20 protein-coding genes, 2 pseudogenes and 1 other annotated feature are annotated in these 17,325 nt (G+C 47.4%); of the genes and pseudogenes, 5 read left to right on the forward strand and 17 right to left on the reverse strand.

Going from position 1 to position 17,325, the window contains the following annotated elements:
- Nucleotides 1-644 precede the first annotated feature (644 nt).
- From JCM19039_RS20655 to JCM19039_RS20715, 15 genes and pseudogenes are all read right to left on the reverse strand, one after another.
- On the reverse strand, nucleotides 645-1,559 hold the full coding sequence (locus JCM19039_RS20655; RefSeq protein WP_042430907.1) for a ketopantoate reductase family protein: 915 nt from the start codon (nucleotides 1,557-1,559) through the stop codon (nucleotides 645-647).
- A pseudogene (locus JCM19039_RS28280) lies at nucleotides 1,556-2,945 on the reverse strand (MDR family MFS transporter). Before JCM19039_RS28280 ends, JCM19039_RS20655 begins: the two are co-directional and overlap by 4 nt.
- 22 nt (nucleotides 2,946-2,967) lie before the next feature.
- Nucleotides 2,968-3,150, reverse strand: a complete 183-nt coding sequence (locus JCM19039_RS28285; RefSeq protein WP_373976224.1) for a VOC family protein — start codon at nucleotides 3,148-3,150, stop codon at nucleotides 2,968-2,970.
- Complete coding sequence (locus JCM19039_RS26100; protein ID WP_238545175.1) at nucleotides 3,129-3,353, reverse strand: VOC family protein; 225 nt, start codon at nucleotides 3,351-3,353, stop codon at nucleotides 3,129-3,131. The genes JCM19039_RS28285 and JCM19039_RS26100 overlap by 22 nt, the downstream gene beginning before the upstream one ends.
- Nucleotides 3,350-4,551, reverse strand: a pseudogene (locus JCM19039_RS20670) (Bcr/CflA family efflux MFS transporter). The gene JCM19039_RS26100 and the pseudogene JCM19039_RS20670 overlap by 4 nt, the downstream one beginning before the upstream one ends.
- 82 nt (nucleotides 4,552-4,633) lie before the next feature.
- Nucleotides 4,634-5,581, reverse strand: a complete 948-nt coding sequence (locus JCM19039_RS20675) for a nucleoside recognition domain-containing protein (RefSeq protein WP_081834671.1) — start codon at nucleotides 5,579-5,581, stop codon at nucleotides 4,634-4,636.
- A complete protein-coding gene (locus JCM19039_RS20680; protein WP_052399019.1) occupies nucleotides 5,568-6,062 on the reverse strand; it encodes a TauD/TfdA family dioxygenase in 495 nt (164 codons plus the stop codon). Before JCM19039_RS20680 ends, JCM19039_RS20675 begins: the two co-directional genes overlap by 14 nt.
- Nucleotides 6,063-6,073: 11 nt before the next feature.
- The gene (locus JCM19039_RS22815) at nucleotides 6,074-6,256 is read right to left on the reverse strand and encodes a hypothetical protein (protein WP_052399020.1); all 183 of its coding nucleotides are present in this window, start codon (nucleotides 6,254-6,256) and stop codon (nucleotides 6,074-6,076) included.
- Nucleotides 6,247-6,576, reverse strand: a complete 330-nt coding sequence (locus JCM19039_RS20685) for a hypothetical protein (RefSeq protein ID WP_042430911.1) — start codon at nucleotides 6,574-6,576, stop codon at nucleotides 6,247-6,249. The genes JCM19039_RS22815 and JCM19039_RS20685 overlap by 10 nt, the downstream gene beginning before the upstream one ends.
- Before the next feature lie 131 nt (nucleotides 6,577-6,707).
- Nucleotides 6,708-7,181 (reverse strand): N-acetyltransferase, encoded by a 474-nt coding sequence (locus JCM19039_RS20690; RefSeq protein ID WP_042430913.1) that lies wholly within the window; start codon nucleotides 7,179-7,181, stop codon nucleotides 6,708-6,710.
- A gap of 194 nt (nucleotides 7,182-7,375) precedes the next feature.
- Nucleotides 7,376-8,176, reverse strand: a complete 801-nt coding sequence (locus JCM19039_RS20695) for an ABC transporter ATP-binding protein (RefSeq protein ID WP_042430914.1) — start codon at nucleotides 8,174-8,176, stop codon at nucleotides 7,376-7,378.
- Nucleotides 8,176-9,207 carry an iron chelate uptake ABC transporter family permease subunit gene (locus tag JCM19039_RS20700; RefSeq protein ID WP_042430917.1) on the reverse strand — a complete coding sequence of 344 codons (1,032 nt, stop codon included), beginning with the start codon at nucleotides 9,205-9,207 and terminating at the stop codon, nucleotides 8,176-8,178. The genes JCM19039_RS20695 and JCM19039_RS20700 overlap by 1 nt, the downstream gene beginning before the upstream one ends.
- Nucleotides 9,204-10,238: an iron ABC transporter permease gene (locus tag JCM19039_RS20705; RefSeq protein WP_042430919.1), complete on the reverse strand. Its 1,035-nt coding sequence runs from the start codon at nucleotides 10,236-10,238 to the stop codon at nucleotides 9,204-9,206. Before JCM19039_RS20705 ends, JCM19039_RS20700 begins: the two co-directional genes overlap by 4 nt.
- The gene (locus tag JCM19039_RS20710) at nucleotides 10,213-11,262 is read right to left on the reverse strand and encodes an ABC transporter substrate-binding protein (protein WP_042430922.1); all 1,050 of its coding nucleotides are present in this window, start codon (nucleotides 11,260-11,262) and stop codon (nucleotides 10,213-10,215) included. Before JCM19039_RS20710 ends, JCM19039_RS20705 begins: the two co-directional genes overlap by 26 nt.
- A gap of 312 nt (nucleotides 11,263-11,574) precedes the next feature.
- The gene (locus JCM19039_RS20715) at nucleotides 11,575-12,726 is read right to left on the reverse strand and encodes an MFS transporter (protein WP_373976221.1); all 1,152 of its coding nucleotides are present in this window, start codon (nucleotides 12,724-12,726) and stop codon (nucleotides 11,575-11,577) included.
- Nucleotides 12,727-12,775: 49 nt separating this feature from the next.
- On the opposite strand from JCM19039_RS20715, the gene JCM19039_RS24715 reads away from it, so the two are divergent.
- Nucleotides 12,776-12,943: a hypothetical protein gene (locus JCM19039_RS24715; RefSeq protein WP_193744320.1), complete on the forward strand. Its 168-nt coding sequence runs from the start codon at nucleotides 12,776-12,778 to the stop codon at nucleotides 12,941-12,943.
- Nucleotides 12,944-12,946: 3 nt separating this feature from the next.
- Here JCM19039_RS24715 and JCM19039_RS20720 read toward each other — a convergent pair whose 3' ends face one another.
- Nucleotides 12,947-13,456 (reverse strand): GNAT family N-acetyltransferase, encoded by a 510-nt coding sequence (locus JCM19039_RS20720; RefSeq protein WP_042430924.1) that lies wholly within the window; start codon nucleotides 13,454-13,456, stop codon nucleotides 12,947-12,949.
- 206 nt (nucleotides 13,457-13,662) lie between these two features.
- Nucleotides 13,663-13,932, forward strand: a binding site (T-box leader).
- Between the two features lie 17 nt (nucleotides 13,933-13,949).
- Here JCM19039_RS20720 and JCM19039_RS20725 point away from each other — a divergent pair.
- The 4 genes from JCM19039_RS20725 to JCM19039_RS20735 are packed head-to-tail and all read left to right on the forward strand — an operon-like array spanning nucleotide 13,950 to nucleotide 16,872.
- A complete protein-coding gene (locus JCM19039_RS20725) occupies nucleotides 13,950-15,161 on the forward strand; it encodes an MFS transporter (RefSeq protein ID WP_238545178.1) in 1,212 nt (403 codons plus the stop codon).
- Nucleotides 15,162-15,177: 16 nt separating this feature from the next.
- Entirely contained in the window at nucleotides 15,178-15,333 is a 156-nt protein-coding gene (locus JCM19039_RS24720) for a hypothetical protein (RefSeq protein WP_193744321.1), read from the forward strand.
- Nucleotides 15,330-16,463, forward strand: a complete 1,134-nt coding sequence (locus tag JCM19039_RS20730; protein WP_042430926.1) for a phosphotransferase — start codon at nucleotides 15,330-15,332, stop codon at nucleotides 16,461-16,463. Before JCM19039_RS24720 ends, JCM19039_RS20730 begins: the two co-directional genes overlap by 4 nt.
- Nucleotides 16,464-16,467: 4 nt before the next feature.
- On the forward strand, nucleotides 16,468-16,872 hold the full coding sequence (locus JCM19039_RS20735) for a hypothetical protein (RefSeq protein ID WP_042430928.1): 405 nt from the start codon (nucleotides 16,468-16,470) through the stop codon (nucleotides 16,870-16,872).
- A gap of 217 nt (nucleotides 16,873-17,089) precedes the next feature.
- On the opposite strand, the gene JCM19039_RS26105 is transcribed toward JCM19039_RS20735, so the two are convergent.
- A partial coding sequence (locus JCM19039_RS26105) for a hypothetical protein (RefSeq protein ID WP_238545176.1) occupies nucleotides 17,090-17,325 on the reverse strand: 236 nt, incomplete at its 5' end.

A 17,325-nucleotide genomic window follows, 5' to 3' on the forward strand; every position in this document is an offset into this window, starting at 1 on the left:
CCTCCGCAATTTTGTTCCGGCTAGAGGGGCTGTACGGAACCAAAAGGAGAACCTCCGCAATTTTGTTCCGGCTAGAGGGGCTGTACGGAACCAAAAGGAAAGCCGACGTTATTATGTTCCGGAGGGCGCTGAAAAAATAACGTCTCTCTTCCTAAGGTAATCGTTAACATGACGTAATGGGTCCAATCTATGTGGGGATTTCTGCTAAAAAGGGTTCCTCTATTTAAGAAAATCCCATCAAAGACAGAGTCTACGTGGGATTTTCTAGTGATAACAACCGAAACACAGTTATGCGTTTTTCAATTTCTCTTTTTCAGCGCCTTTCCATGACTTAGAACTGGGCACTGACCAGGGCGCAGGGTGAAAATTCTACCATAGAATGTCCTGTGGTAGAATTTCTCTTCTTTTTCGCGTTTCGTTGTTGCAAATCGCACCATAGAAACTGAAAATTCTACCATAGGCTAAGCAACGGTGCGATTTTAGCTGAATGTGCTCCCAAATTGAAGAAAATCCTACCATAGCAGGGTGATATTCATCGGAGTATCTAAGTAAAAGCATCTCTCCGTCTACACCACTCGTTAACACGGATCATCTGATCCAACCAATTTAACGTTTACAATTCCCCTTTTTCAATGGCCTCATGTTTAATCGGTCGGGTGTTCCATCGCCCTCACTAAATGATAGAGCATGTCATTTACCGGCGTAGCAACGTTGTATTTCTTGCCGAGCTCGGCGGCGCGCTTTCCGAAGTACTCATTTTCCGTCGTGCGCCCGGCTTCGATGTCTTGGAGCATAGATGTCTTCCCGTCGGCGCCGACTTGCGTCCACACATCCGTGAAGAACGTATCAATTTCTTCCACCGCTAGGGGAATGCCCGCTGCTTGCGCGACGAGGACGATTTCTCGCATGGCGCTTTTTGTGACGTGCAACAAGTCCATCGAATCACGAAGTGCCCCGTGCGTCGCCCGCATAATCGCCGTAACCGGGTTTACGCCCGCGTTCACCATAAACTTATGCCACAACTGATATTCCATATTTTCAGGGACAGCATGCGGGATGTTTGACTCGGAAAAGACGTGTGCCAGTCGCTCGACACGGGGGCTCAGTGCACGATTATCACGCTCGCCGAAATAAAGGATGCCCGGATGAGTGTACGATATTTTGTTCTCCTTTTTCAACGCATCGATCCCGTTGGCGAGCCCGTACAACACGCGGGACTCTCCGTATTGGGCGGCAATGACCGCTTCGCTATCAATTCCATTGAGTAGCGATAATAACGCGGTGTCCTCACCTACAAGTGGCTCAACGAACGTCACTGCCGCCTGCATTTGCGGGTTCTTCACTGTGAATATAATCACATCGATAGGCACGTCCACCTCTTTTGGTGTCGCAAACGTGAGCGGCACGCGCTCGCCGTTTACATAGATGCCTTCTTCTACTGCTCGGGTTTTGCGCACAGCATCCATCATGCAATACAACTGAACATCGGGATTGTCGTGCAAAAGACGTGCATACACGGCGCCAACGGCACCAACTCCGACGAGTGCAATATTCATCATGTAGTCCCCCCTTTTCTTTCTTTTGTTCTAAACAAGCCGAGCGTAAGCACGAGACCTACAGCAGCAAACAGAAACGATGCGAAAAACGCCGACTGCACACCTTCTAAAAACGTTAGCGGGTTCTCGCCACCGGCTTCTGGTGCGGCTCTCGTAATGAACGAAATGATAAATACGAGCCCAATCGAACCGCCGAATTGCCGGGCGGTGTTCGTAATCGCCGTCCCGTGAGAGATGAGTTCATTCGGCAACGCGTTGAGGGCCGCGGTCGTGAGCGGCATGTTAATCATCGCAATGCCTGCCATAAAGAACATGAAAAGTACGGCAGTGACAGGGATTCCCGTGTCGGTTGACAACACGACGTAATACGTGAGCGTCGTCGAGCTGAGCAAAACGAAGCCGATGAGGGCGAGCCATAACCCGCCGTACCGATCAAACCATTTGCCGGCCACGAGCTCATCACCGCGAGCGTCATCGCCCCTGGAAAGATAATGAGGCCAGAGTCAAACGCCGAGTACAACTGTACATTTTGCACAAACATCGGCAAAATCGTCTCGACGGCAATGAGCAAACTAAATGAAAGGGCCGTGATGACGATGACGAGTGCAAATAGCGGACGTTTGAACGTGCGCAGCTCCAACATCGGCTTTTCCAGACGTAACTGTCTGAAAATAAAGAGGAGGAGTGCGACACTACCAATGCCGATCATGAGCATGGCTGCCGTACTTGACCCTGTACTGTTAAACCCGTACAAAATCCCGCCAAACGCGACGCTGGAAAGGAGCACGGATAGCACGTCGATTTTCGCTGGGCGCTGTTCGGTAACGTTCTCCATGTATCGATAGATGAAACCCATTAATAGTAAAACCGCTGGAAGCGTCACGTAAAACACCGCGCGCCAACTAAAGCTGTCGACTAAGAGACCGGAGATGACCGGACCGATCGCAGGCGCCACGTTGATGACAAGACCTACAAGACCCATCGCAAACCCTCGTTGTTCTCGGGGGTACACGAGCAATAGCACGGTTTGCATTAGCGGCATCATCATGCCTGAACCGGCGCCTTGAAGAATCCTTCCGACGAGAAGCGTACCAAAGTTTGGCGCGAGCGCGGCAACAAGTGTGCCGATGAAAAACTAAAGACCGCTGCCAGAAGCAGCGCTCGTGAAGTAAAACGGTCAATAAGGTACGCGGTAATTGGCACGAGGACCGCAATGGCGAGCATAAACACGGTCGTTAGCCATTGCACTTCTGTTGCATTAATCTCAAAGTCACTCATGATTTGCGGAAAAGCGGTGATGAGTAAAAATTGATTAAGTACGGAAATAAATGATGCGGATAGTAAGATGCCGACGAGCAATCGTCGTTTTCCTTTTGTGTACGTCGTCATCGGCACCTCACCCTTTCAACTCCTACTTCCCACGTTCGACAAGCTGTAACATTTCACCACTCGGTCCCTTAAATAAAATCATCTTTCCACCGTCTAACGTCGGTTTCGTTTGTTCACTCAAAAAAGCGATGCCTTTATCTTGAAAAGCTGTGATCGTCTCTTCAATGTTGTCGACGGTGAAGGCTAAGTGATTGACAACACTAATCTCGCATACGTCTCAGTCGGGTTTAAGTCACGAATGAGTTCAATTTCTACATCAGGTGTGTCCGGCAAGTAAAGAAATGCCATTTCTCGAATGTCGTTCGACCCTCGAAGACGAAGCACAAAACCAAATAGATCTTCATAATAGCCAATTGACGTGTCCATATCGTTGACGATTATTGCTACATGTTCCATTTTTCGAATCATCGTTTATCTCTCCTTTGAATGAGTACTACGAATGATAAAAACGCCAATGCCGATGTGGCAAACAGAATAAAGCCCATCGGGATGGCAGACGTTTCACTAATCCCAACAAGCGGGGCGACCGCGGCCCCAATGAGGAGCGGAAATACGCCGAGCAGCGCACTCGCACTGCCTGCCGGTGCCCTTCTTTTTCAATGGCGAGTGTGAATGAGCTCGTTAAAATCATCCCCATACCTGTCATGTAAATAAAGATCGGTACGACAATCATAAACAACGGTCCTTCAATGATCGTCATGACGAGCAGTACACTCGTAGCGGCAACGCCGATGATAAGCGCCGTATAAAGCAACGTTCTCTCGCGCACAACGCCGCTATAGCGCCCGATAACATGAGAGCCGATCACCATTGCGAGGCCGTTAATGCCAAAGAGCACACTAAACATTTGTGGGCTCACTTCATAAATGCCTTGGTAAACAAATGGCGTGCCTGCCACATACGCAAAACTACCTCCGTGAGCAAAGCCAAGGGCGAGGGCAAACCCCATAAACGTTCGCGTTCGCATCAGGTCATAAAACGTGGCGAGCGTATGCTTTAACGATCCTGGAGACCGGCGCTCCGCAGGTAACGTCTCTTTTAAGCGGAAGAACACGATGAGCACGACGAGTAGACCCATCGCGGCAAGTGTATAGAAAATCCCATCCCATTCCATGCCAGGAATGATAAGAATAGCACCGCCAGCAAGCGGGGCGACGATTGGCGCAACGGCATTGATGACCATTAACAGTGCAAAAAATTTCGTTAACTCTTTTCCATCAAACACATCGCGGACGACGGCACGGGAAACTACGAGGCCTGCAGCTGCGGTAAATCCTTGCAAAAACCTGCCGATAATGAGCGTTGTAATGTTTGGTGCAAGCGCACAAACAACTGAAGCAAGCACGAAGAGTGAAACTGAAATCATGAGCGGGCCGCGCCGACCTCTCGCATCACTAATCGGTCCAATGACGAGTTGTCCTGCGGCAAGACCTAATAAACAAGCGGTTAAACTAGCTTGCACGAGTGATTGTGTGGTTGACAAATCACTTGCAATCTCGGGAAATGCAGGTAAGTACATATCAATGTTGAGCGGCCCGAGCACGGTCAACATGCTAAGCATCATGGCGAGAGCAAATCGCTCTCTGCCTGTTGGGGAAGCTGTCATAATTCATGGAACCTTTCAAAGTATTCTATTGTTATAGTTTAGCAATGTATAGCGCAAAGGGAAAGTAGGTTTCTTCGTTTCATTATACCGCTTGTTGCTCCGTGCTTAAGCTTTTCTTCACCGTTCTCTTCCACAACCAGGCGACAATGAGCAGCAGTACAACTGCACCGACAAACCGAAACAGTAACAACCATAGTACGTTTACCCCGAGTGGCAAAAAGATCATCGTATCTTCAATGACCGCATGACAAATTGCAAGATACAAGATAAGTAAGGTGAGCTCTCGTTCGCTGAAATTCTGTTCCTTTGCTTCCTGAATGATCACACTTGCCCCGTAAATCAAACCAAAGATCATACCACTTCCAATGACAATCGCGCCTCTTTGTGAAATGCCTAACGGTTGAAGACATGGCTTCATCCATCTCGTAAAGAAATCTAATAACGATAGATCATAGATGGCTTGAATGACGACCATAAGCGGGATGACAATCATCGCCAATTGCAACACGGCCCCTACCCCCGCTCCAACCGCTTCTAAAACAATACTTCCCCAAGCATCTTGATTCATCGCAGGCTCTACAACCGTGTAAGCTGCTTCTTCTCCCCCGGCTGGATACAGAAGATTTACAAGCATACCAAAGAGCATCGCCATGCCGAGACGAACCGTCACGACAAGCCAGATGCTCACCCGAATTTCTTTTAAAAACGCCGATTCTAATATGAGGTTGTGGGAGAAACTGAGCATCACAGCGAGGATGAATACTTCCTTCATCGTCAAATCCATTGCTAAGATGGAACCGATGCCTGCGTATAACTGCAGATTGCCGAGCACAAAGGCAATGGCCGCTTCACCTGGCAGGCCAAACAGCCTCGTAAATGGAGCTAACAGTTGCGACAGCTGGTCAATGACCGGTGTATGCCGCAGAATGACGATAAGTGTCGTAATCGGAAAAATAATCCGTCCAAGTTTCCACGTAGAATGAAGACCTTTGCCGAGCCCTTTTTTAACATCGATCTTAGCGCGGCTCAATCCAATCCCCTAGTGGCGCGCACGTATATGTAAAATCGACGAGTAGATGTTGAATCGGTTTGATGCTCTCAATGACAAACATTCGTTGTAGCCATCGATCTTGCCCATCAAACCGCGGATGAAATGTAGACCGCCCATGAACCGTGACACGGTTATCCATAATCACAAGCTCCCCTGGTTGAATGACCTGAGACACAACCACTTTCCTAAGCGCATCTTTCAAGCATTCGAGCGCCCACTCCGCATCTTCACTCACCCCTTTCATTAATGAAAAATGAATCGTCATGGCAGGCTCTTCTCGACTTCCTCGTAATACAGGCAGTGTGCGGGCTTGTACGTGTGGCTGTTCGAACATCCTTGTTGGCTGAATGCGAAATAACGGCGCTTCTAAAATAGCCATTGCCGTTTCTGGAACATGCTGAATGGCTTCTATTATTGAAGCTACCGGTGTTTCTGCCAACCCGTCATGATCGCTACGCAACCCGACTAATCCTAAATAATCCGGACGAAACGATGGTAGGCATTCTCTGTATGAAAATCAAAAAACTTCTTAGAGCCTGTGTGTTCGGTCGTGTCACCGTCCGTTTCAATTGGACAGATGTTGTTGATGAGAATGCCGTCTTTTTCTTCTGTATAAATAATCGGATCTCCGAGCAGCATGAGCGTCATGAGCAATGTGTATTCGCTTCGGTATGTATGCTTATCTGTTGCTGGTTTGGCATCTTTTGGGTGGGCGGTAAACTCGAGTCCACAGGGACATTCGTTAGCTTAATAAACCCTTTTCGATTCGGATTTCTCTGGAACTGTTGAATTCGCTCGCGAATAGAAGCTGGGAATTGATCGTTGGCTACTTTCATTACGTGTCGTAGATGGTCGGCAGGAATACGGTGGACATCGATTGGTGGGAGTTGATCAATGAGCTGTTCCATTCCGCGCCTTTCTGTTTCTGTTAACTGAATGATCGTTTCGTTCATCTTCATGTCTGAAGTTGGCATCGATGCAAGCACACCCCTTTTATATATCTTTTATACTAAATAATACTAACTTTCAGATTAATTTTACATAAAAAACTACCTTTTGTAAATGAATTCCAGTCCACAAAAAAGCATGCCGTTAGGCATGGCCTTTACTGAGCGTGGCGGTGCTCCGCTCTTTTTTCCATAAACACAAATTGTGTATCTTCCACGTCTAATTTGCCTGTTTTGTAAATGGTGTAACCGAGCTTTTCGTACACAGCGATGTTCTTCTCTGACTGAGCGCCTGTAAACAGACGAAACGTCACATCGGTAAAGTGACTCTCAATCTCTGTCATGAGTATTTGTCCAATTCCTCGGTTTCGGCAGGCGGGGTGAACCATTAGCTTATTAATATAGCAAATGCCATTCTCTTCATAACCCCGGACTGAGCCGATAATCATGCGATCTTCAACGTATTTGAGAACGATATTTTTTTGAAATGAAGCTTTGGCTGATTCTAAATCTTCTTGCAAGGGCATGATTGTGTAGTCGTTATAGATCTCCGCTTCGGATACGTACGCAAGCTTCTGTAAGTTCAAAATCTCACATGCGTCTTCAATCGTCGCTCTTGAAACTAACTCCATCTGATCATCACCCGCTTTCAATTCCGAGTATTATAATGCGTTTAATATATTATAGCGCAAATGCCGTTAAATAGGAAGGGCTTTTGTCTTGTGACTCTTTACCCGTTTTCAGCGTATGTTATGCGCTTACATTTCATCTTAATCGAACTCGGTCTGAGAAACAAGAAGGGCGCGACCCTATTTCATCGCGCCGTTCATCGGATGTGATGCCTACCTTTCGGTATAATTAATGGTGACTTTGACACTGGATCTTCAATCACTTCACAGTCTAAATCAAAAATGTTCTTGATTTGTTCACTCGTAATGACGTCTTGCGGCGTCCCTTGAGTGACGAGTTCACCTTGTTTCAAGGCGAACATGTAATCTGCGTAGCGCGCGGACAAATTGATATCATGAAGAACCATAAGAATTGTCGTTCCTTGTTTACGGTTTAAGTCGGTGAGCATATCGAGAATTTCCACTTGATACGTAATATCAAGGAACGTCGTTGGCTCATCGAGAAACAAAATGTCGGTTTCTTGCGTAAGTGCCATCGCAATCCACACCCGTTGCCGTTGCCCGCCAGACAGTTCATCTATGTTTCGTTCAGCCAAATCAGCGATATTCATCATTTCCATCGCCTCGGCGACGGCGTGATCATCTTCTTTCGTTCGACTTCTCATGAATGATTGGTGGGGAAAACGTCCACGTCCTACCAGATCCGCAACTGTAATTCCTTCGGGTACGATGGGCGATTGCGGAAGGAGGCCGAGCGTTCTAGCGAGCTTCTTTGGAGGAATCGTATGAATGGCTTTGCCATCCAGCGTCGTCACACCTCCGACTGGTTTTAGTAACCGACTCATCGCTTTTAGCAAGGTTGACTTCCCACAAGCATTCGCGCCAATAATGACATTGATCCGCCCGTCAGGCACTTTCAGCTGAATGTCTTTAAGGATGGTTTTATTTTCGTAAGCCGCTTCGAGTCCTTCAACGTGGAGCCGATCTTTCGTATTCATTACAGATTTCCCCTCCGATTCATGCGGATCAATAGATAAAGCAAAAACGGTGCACCCATCATCCCGGTAATGACGCCAACAGGGTAACGTACATCAAAGGCAAATTGCCCTAAAAGATCCGCACCGAGTACGAGGGTTGCTCCGACGAGACCCGAACCGATGATGCTCGGTGAACCTTCACCCATTAGTCTTTTTGCAATCGGTCCTGACAAGAAAGCGACAAAAGCGATCGGACCGGTCACAGCTGTAGCGAGTGCGAGCATAATGACAGAGGCCACGATTAATACAATTCTCGTACGATCGGTTTGCACACCGAGGGAGAGGGCTGCGCTTTCACCGAGTTCTAGCATTAAAAGGTGACGACCGGTGAACACGAGCAACGGTATACAGACGATCATCGATATTGCTAGCGGCACGAGCTGATGGAGTTGCACCCCATTTAGACTGCCACTCATCCACCGCATTGCGTTTGGCAAATCTTCCTGCGCACCGATCATGAGCAAATACAATATGGTGGCACTTAGTATTGCCTGAATACCGATCCCTACGAGCACAAGTCTTCCGATGGAAAACCCGTTTCCTCTCGATAAGAAATAGATTACGACAACCGTCACTAAACCAGCGATAATCGCTGAAACCGATACGGTTGCTCGGCTCGTTTGCAATAAGAGGATGCACACAAGAGCGGCGACGGTAGACCCGGCAGTAATTCCTAGAATATCAGGGTTTGCAAGGGGGTTGCGAAGCATCGTCTGAAATGTGTTGCCTGCAATACCAAAGGCGATTCCTGCTAGTAATCCGGCAAGCATTCTCGGCAAGCGTATCGTTTCAATCGCAAACATCATTCCAGCAATTTCTTCTCCGAGCAACACCCTCACGACATCTTGAACCGGGTAGATGGTGTTACCGAGCATGAGCATCGCCGTGCATAACATGAGCACGAGAAGAAACAGCGCACTTGTCACGGCTGCTCTTCGAGTAAATCTTTTTCTTCTCTCATTTCGTATACGGCCAATTGTTGAATTCATCATAATGATCGCACCTTCATCCGAACCGCGAGCATGATGAGAATCGGCGCACCGACAAACGCGGTGACAACCCCTACCTCTAGTTCCCCAGGACTGCCGAGCAGCCGCCCACTCACATCAGAAACCGTCAAAATGATAGCACCTGTCATTGCAGAAAATGGAATGATTAAGCGCAAATCAGGACCGAGCAAGAGCCGCACGAGATGCGTGGACAATAAGCCGATGAACCCAATCGGTCCAGCGAGCGCTGTCGCTGCCCCGCAAAGAATCACACCGGCAAATGCGGCGATCAGACGAAGCACGCCGATTCGCACACCTTGTCCACTGGCGACCTCATCTCCTAAAGCGAGTGCATTCAAAGAAGACGCCGCCATGATTGCAATCACAATGCCGACGACCAAAAACGGCAAGAAAATCATGATCGATTGCCAACTACCTGACCCGACACTGCCAACTTGCCAAAACCGAAACTGGTCCATCACATTCGTTCTTGGCAATATAATTGCACTTACGATGGATGACAACGCCGCACTCGTTGCCGCCCCAGCAAGCACGAGCTTGAGCGGTGTTGCTCCCGCCCTTCCAAGTGAGCCAATGCCATATACGAACAATGCTGTTAGTGTCGCGCCAACGAGGGCTAACCATATGTATTGAGATTGAGAGTTAATGCCGAGAAACGCCATGCCAAAAACGACAAACAATGCCGCTCCTGTATTCACACCAAGGATGCTAGGATCCGCTAGTGGATTCCTCGTTACGGCTTGCATAAGTGCGCCCGATATGCCGAGCGCCGCCCCGCAACATAAGCTAAAGACCGTTCTCGGTATTCTTTCTTGGACAACGCTTGCTGCATAGGAGTCTGCTCCTGACAGAGACAAGCCACTCATCAACTCTTCCCAAGTAACCGCGCGTGAGCCAAAGGCAAGAGATAGCAGCGTAGATACGACCACAAGTCCAAGCGCACAGACGAGCACGACGGGTACTTTGCTTCTACGCTGCTTCCCTTCCTTATTCCTCCAAGTTGTCGACAGCATCGGAAATGAGTTCCACATAGTCATCAATTGTATATTCAATCGAGAGTGGCGTCGGCGTTCCTGAAGCCGCAATTGCCGAGTTCCCACCAATCATAACGACTGAGTCTCTTTCAATAGCAGGAATTTGTCCGAGTCTAGAGTCGGATTTTACGGATTCAAACAGCTCTTCATCTCCATAACCGATAATCAAGTCGGCACTGTTTAGCACGTCCGCATTTTCAGCGCTCAAACTCAATGAGAAATCATCGGTATCCTCAATCAACTCGACAACTTCATCTGGGTACTCTAAGCCAAGTTCTTCAAGAAAAGCGACGCGTGTATCTGCTGGCGTATACAAATGCATTCCAGAAAAATCATCTGCGGAGAAGTTCACCCACACAATGGATTTCCCTTCAATTTCAGGGTGGTCGTTCACTCGCTCCTCAATGAGCGCCTCTGTATCTTCAATTAGTTGTTCACCTTCTGCTTCCATCCCCATTCCTTGTGCGTTCATCGTCACTTGTTCACGCCATGAAGTGGTCCATGGAGAAGTTGGATACGGAACGACAGGGGCGATCTCACTTAGCAGTTGATAATCCTCCTCTGTAATCCCCGAGTATGCGGCAAGAATTACATCTGGATTGCTATCAGAAATTGCTTCGAAGTCAAGTCCGTCGGTATCTTGGTATATGTACGGGTCATCTTCGTCTAACTCCTCAAGCTTTTGAGCCGTCCATGGAAGTAACCCACTGTCATCCTCCACACCGAAGTTCGCTGCAGAAAACCCAACAGGAACAACATCTAACGCTAGCGCAACATCTTGGTTCCCCCACTGCACCGTGGCGACGCGCTCAGGTATTGACGGAATGGTCGTTTCTCCGAATGCATGCTCGATGACAATCTCTTCACTTTGTTCTTCGGAACCGTTGTCTTCGCCCCCGCTGTCCGGTTCTGCTTCTGTTGCATTCTCTGACTCCCCTGAACAAGCAGACACAACGAGCATAGCAGCTAGCAATGTATGTACGTGCAAAATTGATTTTTTCATAATTACCTCCCAGTTAATTGAAAACGATTATCATTCTCGATAATCGTAGGGTCTTTTTTCACTATTGTCAATCTTTTTTTGAGAATCGTTTCTAAAGTAACCTTCCTTTCATGATGTTCTCTGGATATAAAAAACGAGAGCCCGCATGGGTAAATAGATGACATAAAGCAAAACGTCCTCGGAAAAATTTCCGACGACGTTTTGTTTAACTTTTTTTTCGATACCAATATACAATGGGAATGAGCACGAGTGACAATACCCCACCAAACAAGGATAAGGCTGTGTAACTAGCCCCTGCAACGACCATTCCACTCATGCTCCTCCGGTCGCACCGGCGAGCGCAATGAACACATCAACCGAACCTTGCGTTTTTGCACGATTAGCAGTGGTTGTGTTGTCCACAATAAGTGACGTACCGCTAATTAGCCCTAAGTTCCAGCCGATGCCAAGTAAGGCAAGGCTCACAATTAATACGGTTAGATCATCTCCGGAACCAAACCCGCCAATCAAGCCAGCACCGAGCAAGGTTACTCCGGCAGCAACCGCCATTGAAATTCTCCCGTAACGGTCAACGAGATACCCCGTAAATAACGAAGGTAGGTACATCGCCCCAACGTGAATCCCGATAACGAGCCCGATCGCCCCCATATGGTGACCGTGATGTTCCATATGAACAGGGGTCATTGTCATAATGGCAACCATGACGAGTTGGGTGAGAATCATGATGAGTGCACCGGTAATAATGCCCCGATGTAACGTTTTAGGGGCACTCTGCTCATCTTCTGTTTCGGCAACAGAGGCATCAGCGGCTAACGCTTGAGCGATTAAAAACGGATCTGGGCGAAGCAAGAGGAACAGTACGAGGCCGGCGAGTAAGAACGCAACGCCTGCAAGGATGAACGGTCCAGCTAACGCAGGAACACCGATGGATAGGGCAAAATCACCGAGAATATCAACGAGGTTCGGGCCAGCCACGGCGCCAAACGTCGTCGAGACCATCGCGATACTGACTGCTTTCCCGCGTTGTTTCTCGCTCGCTAAATCGGTTCCGGCATACCTGGCTTGCAAGTTCGTTGACGTGCCCGCCCCATAGACGAACAAGGACAAAAACAGCAAAAAGGCACTGCCTAAAACGGCAGCAAGTACGACGCCAAACGCACCAACAGCCCCTGCAAAGAAACCGAGAAATAGCCCGGTCCGACGGCCAAATCGTTGCGAGAGTCTACCGACAAGAAAGGCCGCCAAAGCCGAACCTAAGGTGAAGAGCGCTGCCGGAAGTCCGGCTAATGCTTCTGTCTGAAGCATTTCCTGAGCAAGCAAGGCACCGACCGTGATTCCCGCTGCAAGCCCAGCACCACCGAATACTTGAGAGAAACTAACGATAAAAAGTGTTCTCTTGTATAGTTGTCTTTGCTTTTCCTTTGATTGAATGTATGATTGGATGACGGGGTCATTTTGTTTCATGATTTCCCTCGTTTTCGCAGATTCGAATATCTTTAAAGAGGTGCTCTAGTTGAAGACACTCTACTACATATCATCGGTCATATTTTTCGGTTTTGCAATGGTTTTATTCGCCCTCGGAACAGGGGTTTTAGGGTACGGTAGCTTCATCGGTCTCGCCATCATTTACTTGATTGTTGCGACGACGATGCATCGAGCTACTCCCGCATCGAGCTCATGATGGTTACGATAGTTTTCGTCTGTACTGCCAAACGATGTTATTCGGTTCGTCGTGGAGGTTCTTTCCGCGAAATTCTTTTTCATAGCGAAAACGGCGTGCTTCGTAAAACGGGATGCCTTTTTGGTTATCTCGCTGTACGGTCACGACTTGATCTTTGGCTCCGAACTGTTGTTGTTGCAGCGTTACGGCGTCAAGTAATTTCGAGCCAATGCCTTCATTTCGACGACTCGGATCTAAATAGATGACATACAATCGGCTCGTTTTGTCATCGATCATCCCGCCACCGGCAGCTCCCACGACCGCCTCACCGTCCAATGCTACGAAGTAACCGCCCCAGCGGGACGTCGGTGCGTTCACTTCAGTCGCAATACGCACGCGGTTGTAATACGCTTCGCAGTTCTTTTTGATCGTCTCTTCCGATAAGATTCCTTCAGACACATCTCGATACCCGGCGCGACATACCCGGATAATTCCTTCCACATGCTCGTCACCTGCCAATTGGACATGTACCATTCCATCACCTCTTTGTATTTTTGTACCAAGAAAAGGATGTTAATCGCATAAAAACTACAGGAGGAAAATAATGAACAAGGTCATACGTATAATAATTTTTCTATGTGTGCTTGCACTTATGGCGTATGCCATCTTTTCACTTTTAGCATAGCACGCAATTTTTTGTTTACATACCTGCGGTTGAACGATATGATATGGAGTAATTTATAAAGGCGATGAAAAGAAGAGTACATCGACACGCTGTCTACAGAGACCTCAAGTTGCTGAGAATGAGGGATGAGTTTGTGGGTCGAAGCAAGTCTTGGAGCTGTGCAGAGGATTTATGATCACATTTCTCATAATGATGATGCAACGACTTCTCCCGTTATCGAGATAGAGTATCGCGGACGATTCTTCGCCCTGCCGTACTTGATAAGACTCCTTTAGCAATAGAGGAGTGAATTGAGGTGGCACCGCGATGACCGCTCGCCCTCAAAACCTATCGGTTTTGGGGGTGAACTTTTTGATTGTTTTTCACAAATGGAAATCTCCTTTGCTTCTTTTAGCAGGGATTGGCATTTCCAACATTGGCGCTTGGGTGTATTTAATTTCTTTAAACTTAATGATTTTTGCTGAGACCGGCTCTGCATTAGCGATGGCGATCCTTTACATATTGGCTCCTGTTGCCGCCATTTGTACAAATGGATGGGCAGGCAGTTTTATTGATCGCACGAATACGCGTCGACTTATGATTGGACTGGATCTGTTTCGAGCGATGATTATCGCTTTGATTCCACTCGTTTCCTCAATCCCAATCATTTATTTGCTCGTTTTCATCGTCAATATGGGGAGTGCCGTTTTTCAACCAGCCGCAATGGTGTACATGACGAAACTAATTCCAAAAGAACAACGGCAACGGTTTAATGCACTACGAGGTTTCATTGATTCAGCAGGGATCTTAATCGGACCGGCAATTGCAGGTGTACTGTTTCTCGTCACGACTACAGAAATGACCCTATTCATCAATGCGGTTGCACTCGGATTGTCTGCCATTTTTCTTCTATTCTTGCCCAACGTTGATACAATGGATGATCAGGAGCGAGTAAAAAATGTCACCTGGAAAGTGATCCTAGACGATGCGAAGGCCGTCGCAACGTTTAGCCGCTCACACATGTATATCTCGTACGTGTACGTTTTATTCTGCACAGTGACGATCTTTATGACGGCCATCGACTCCCTTGAAGCGGCGTTTGCCAAAGACGTTCTGATGATGACAGACACGTCGTATGGCTTGTTTCTCGTCATGTTTGGCATCGGTATCGTTTTCGGATCCGCCTTGAACGCGGCATTCACTAAATATTTGTCCTTACGCATACTCATTGGTGTAGGCACGCCGCTTGTAGGGATTAGCTATATGCTGCTATTCAGTGCTTCTAGTTTCATAATTGCCGTTATCGGCGGGCTTTCCATCGGCTTCTTTTTAACATTTGCGAACACCGGATTTTTAACTTTCTATCAGAACCACGTTCCTGCATCATTGATGGGCAGGTTTGACAGCTTATTCGGAATTTTTGAAGCGGTAATGATTATCTTCCTCACGCTCATCGTCGGGATCACCGCTGAAATGTACTCGATTCGGGCTGCCGGTCTGCTCACGAGCGCGCTGTTTTTACTATTCGGTCTGATCGTGCTCTTCTTGGTTATCGGGAGGGGGCGACAAATATAGTTCCAAGGAGTTTTTTATGCTTTATCAATTTCTCGTATATCATCAACCATCGAAAACGATGCTGTTTGACATTTCTGGTGATTCATTGACGTTACCTTCTTTTACTCGAAAAGAATTTCATGCAGCAGAAACGACACCAATTCATACGTTTTTTACGACGAGTACGGCTTGAACACGAATGTGTTACAACGCATAAAAACGGAGGACAGTCGGATCGTTTATGAGGTGGAAGTGCTTGACCGCGAACCACCTCACCATCATGCAGAAACGTCTTGGACGAGTCCCTTTAGCAAAAATGCGCTTTTGCAATTAGAAAAAAGCGAGGCAGAAGTGCTTAAGAAATGGAAAGCTGAGTTAAAAAAGAAAACTTTTCCTTGGTCTGAGTATGGCTTTCGAAGTGAAATTGAGTCTTGGGCGAAAACTGTGCTCAATGATCCCGATGCTTTCTTTCAGCAAATAAGAAGTTGGGAAAAAGGGGGTTTATTAAAGGTTACCATCTCTCAACAGAATGCCTATGTGAAAGTTGTTCCTCCGGTATTCAAACATGAGCCGCTTGTACAAAAATATATGGACCGGTACGGGCCAGAGGTGCTTGCGATTGATTCGTCGAAACATGCGTATGTGATGCGTGAAATGCGAGGCGAACTTCTCGGCAACTCGCTGGCGATTGCGTATTGGGAAGAAGCTGCTCGCAGGTTGGCACAGTTGCAAAGGGCCTTCAGTGAAGACGAGGGACGTCACCGGCCGTCCATTCCTGACCGCAGTCTTGATGAAGTGATTTCTGCGCCGATGCTCATTTCTACTGTACAAGCTGTGCAGAACTGGATTGCGCCTAAGGAAGTCATAAAACTCCTTGCAAACGTACCCGCTGTTGTATCTTTACTTTCGTTACTGAAAACGAAACAGCTACAGTCCATTGACCATGGTGATTTTTTTGGTGGAAATGTGATCATTGAAAACGACGAGCCTTTCCTTTACGACTGGTCGAACAGTTGTCTGACTCACCCTTTTTTGAGCCTCGTTCACTTTCTCGAAGAAGTGGAGGCCGAGTTCTTAAAAAGTGACAGCGAAGACGTGTTGCACGAGTATTTACAACATTGGACACACGTTGAGGCGTTTGAAGTGCTACAAGACGATTTTGCCATCATGAAGTTATTGCAGCCCATTTTCTATCTCGTCGTTCATGTGCAGTTCATCATGCCCGTACTCGGTCAAACTGCCGAAGACGAAGACATTATTGATCACTATTTAACTGAATGGTCTAGCAATGTATATGAGATCGATCATCGTTTGAAAGGATGATTCCATGTACGGCATCTCGCCACTCGTCGTTGTCGCGCTAGTCATTTGCTTTCTTCTGTATGTAGGTTTAAGTGTTGCATTCGGTAAAGTGTTCAGTGAGCAGGCTCGGAATAAGAAGCGAGTGTACACATGGACGTGGATCCTTTCTACACTCAGCTTTCTACTCGTTTCCTATTTGTTTTTGCAAAATACGATCCAAGACCATGTTGATATTTATGTGCATACTAACCAGGTGGATGACTATTTGCGCACACATTACCCAGATGAGGCGTACAGCCTCCAACCTGAATATCACCCTTCGTCCGGAGTTGGTGACGACCTCTCTGTGCATGTTAAATTCACAGATTCTGATCGTGAAACGATGGTTGTTGAATCGAATTTAAGTGACGGTGTTGTGCAACAGCCTTGAAAGGTTCAACTGCGTTTGCCATTACGTTGAGTTCACCCCCATATTTACGGATATGAGGGTGCTGAAAATCGTAGGATCTTTTTAGGGACATCCGATTTAACACGACCATTGCATGTTTAGGAATGCGCGTGAAGCGAATCATCGTTTGAGTCTTGCGGCGGACTCGTTTGGAGATTATTGGAATACAGCGATTTTTTGCGAGTTAACTTAGAGAGATTCAATCGACTGCAAGATCGAGATTTTCACTGGAAAAATGATCTATATGGAATGAACGAAACACTTTCTTGATTTGCACTGTTGGGTGTTGGGCTGGAGGGGTAGCGCAGGGCTTTTTTTGCTCAGTTTGTTCCAACTGGAGCGCAGATTCCACTAAATGCCAACGACAACGTCGCCCCAGCGGGGCCCGAAGCCAAATCGAACTCGGTTCGGCGCGGTTCGCGCCGACGTCTTGCT

Source organism: Geomicrobium sp. JCM 19039, from assembly GCF_000698145.1.
Lineage (GTDB): Bacteria > Bacillota > Bacilli > Bacillales > Marinococcaceae > Geomicrobium_A.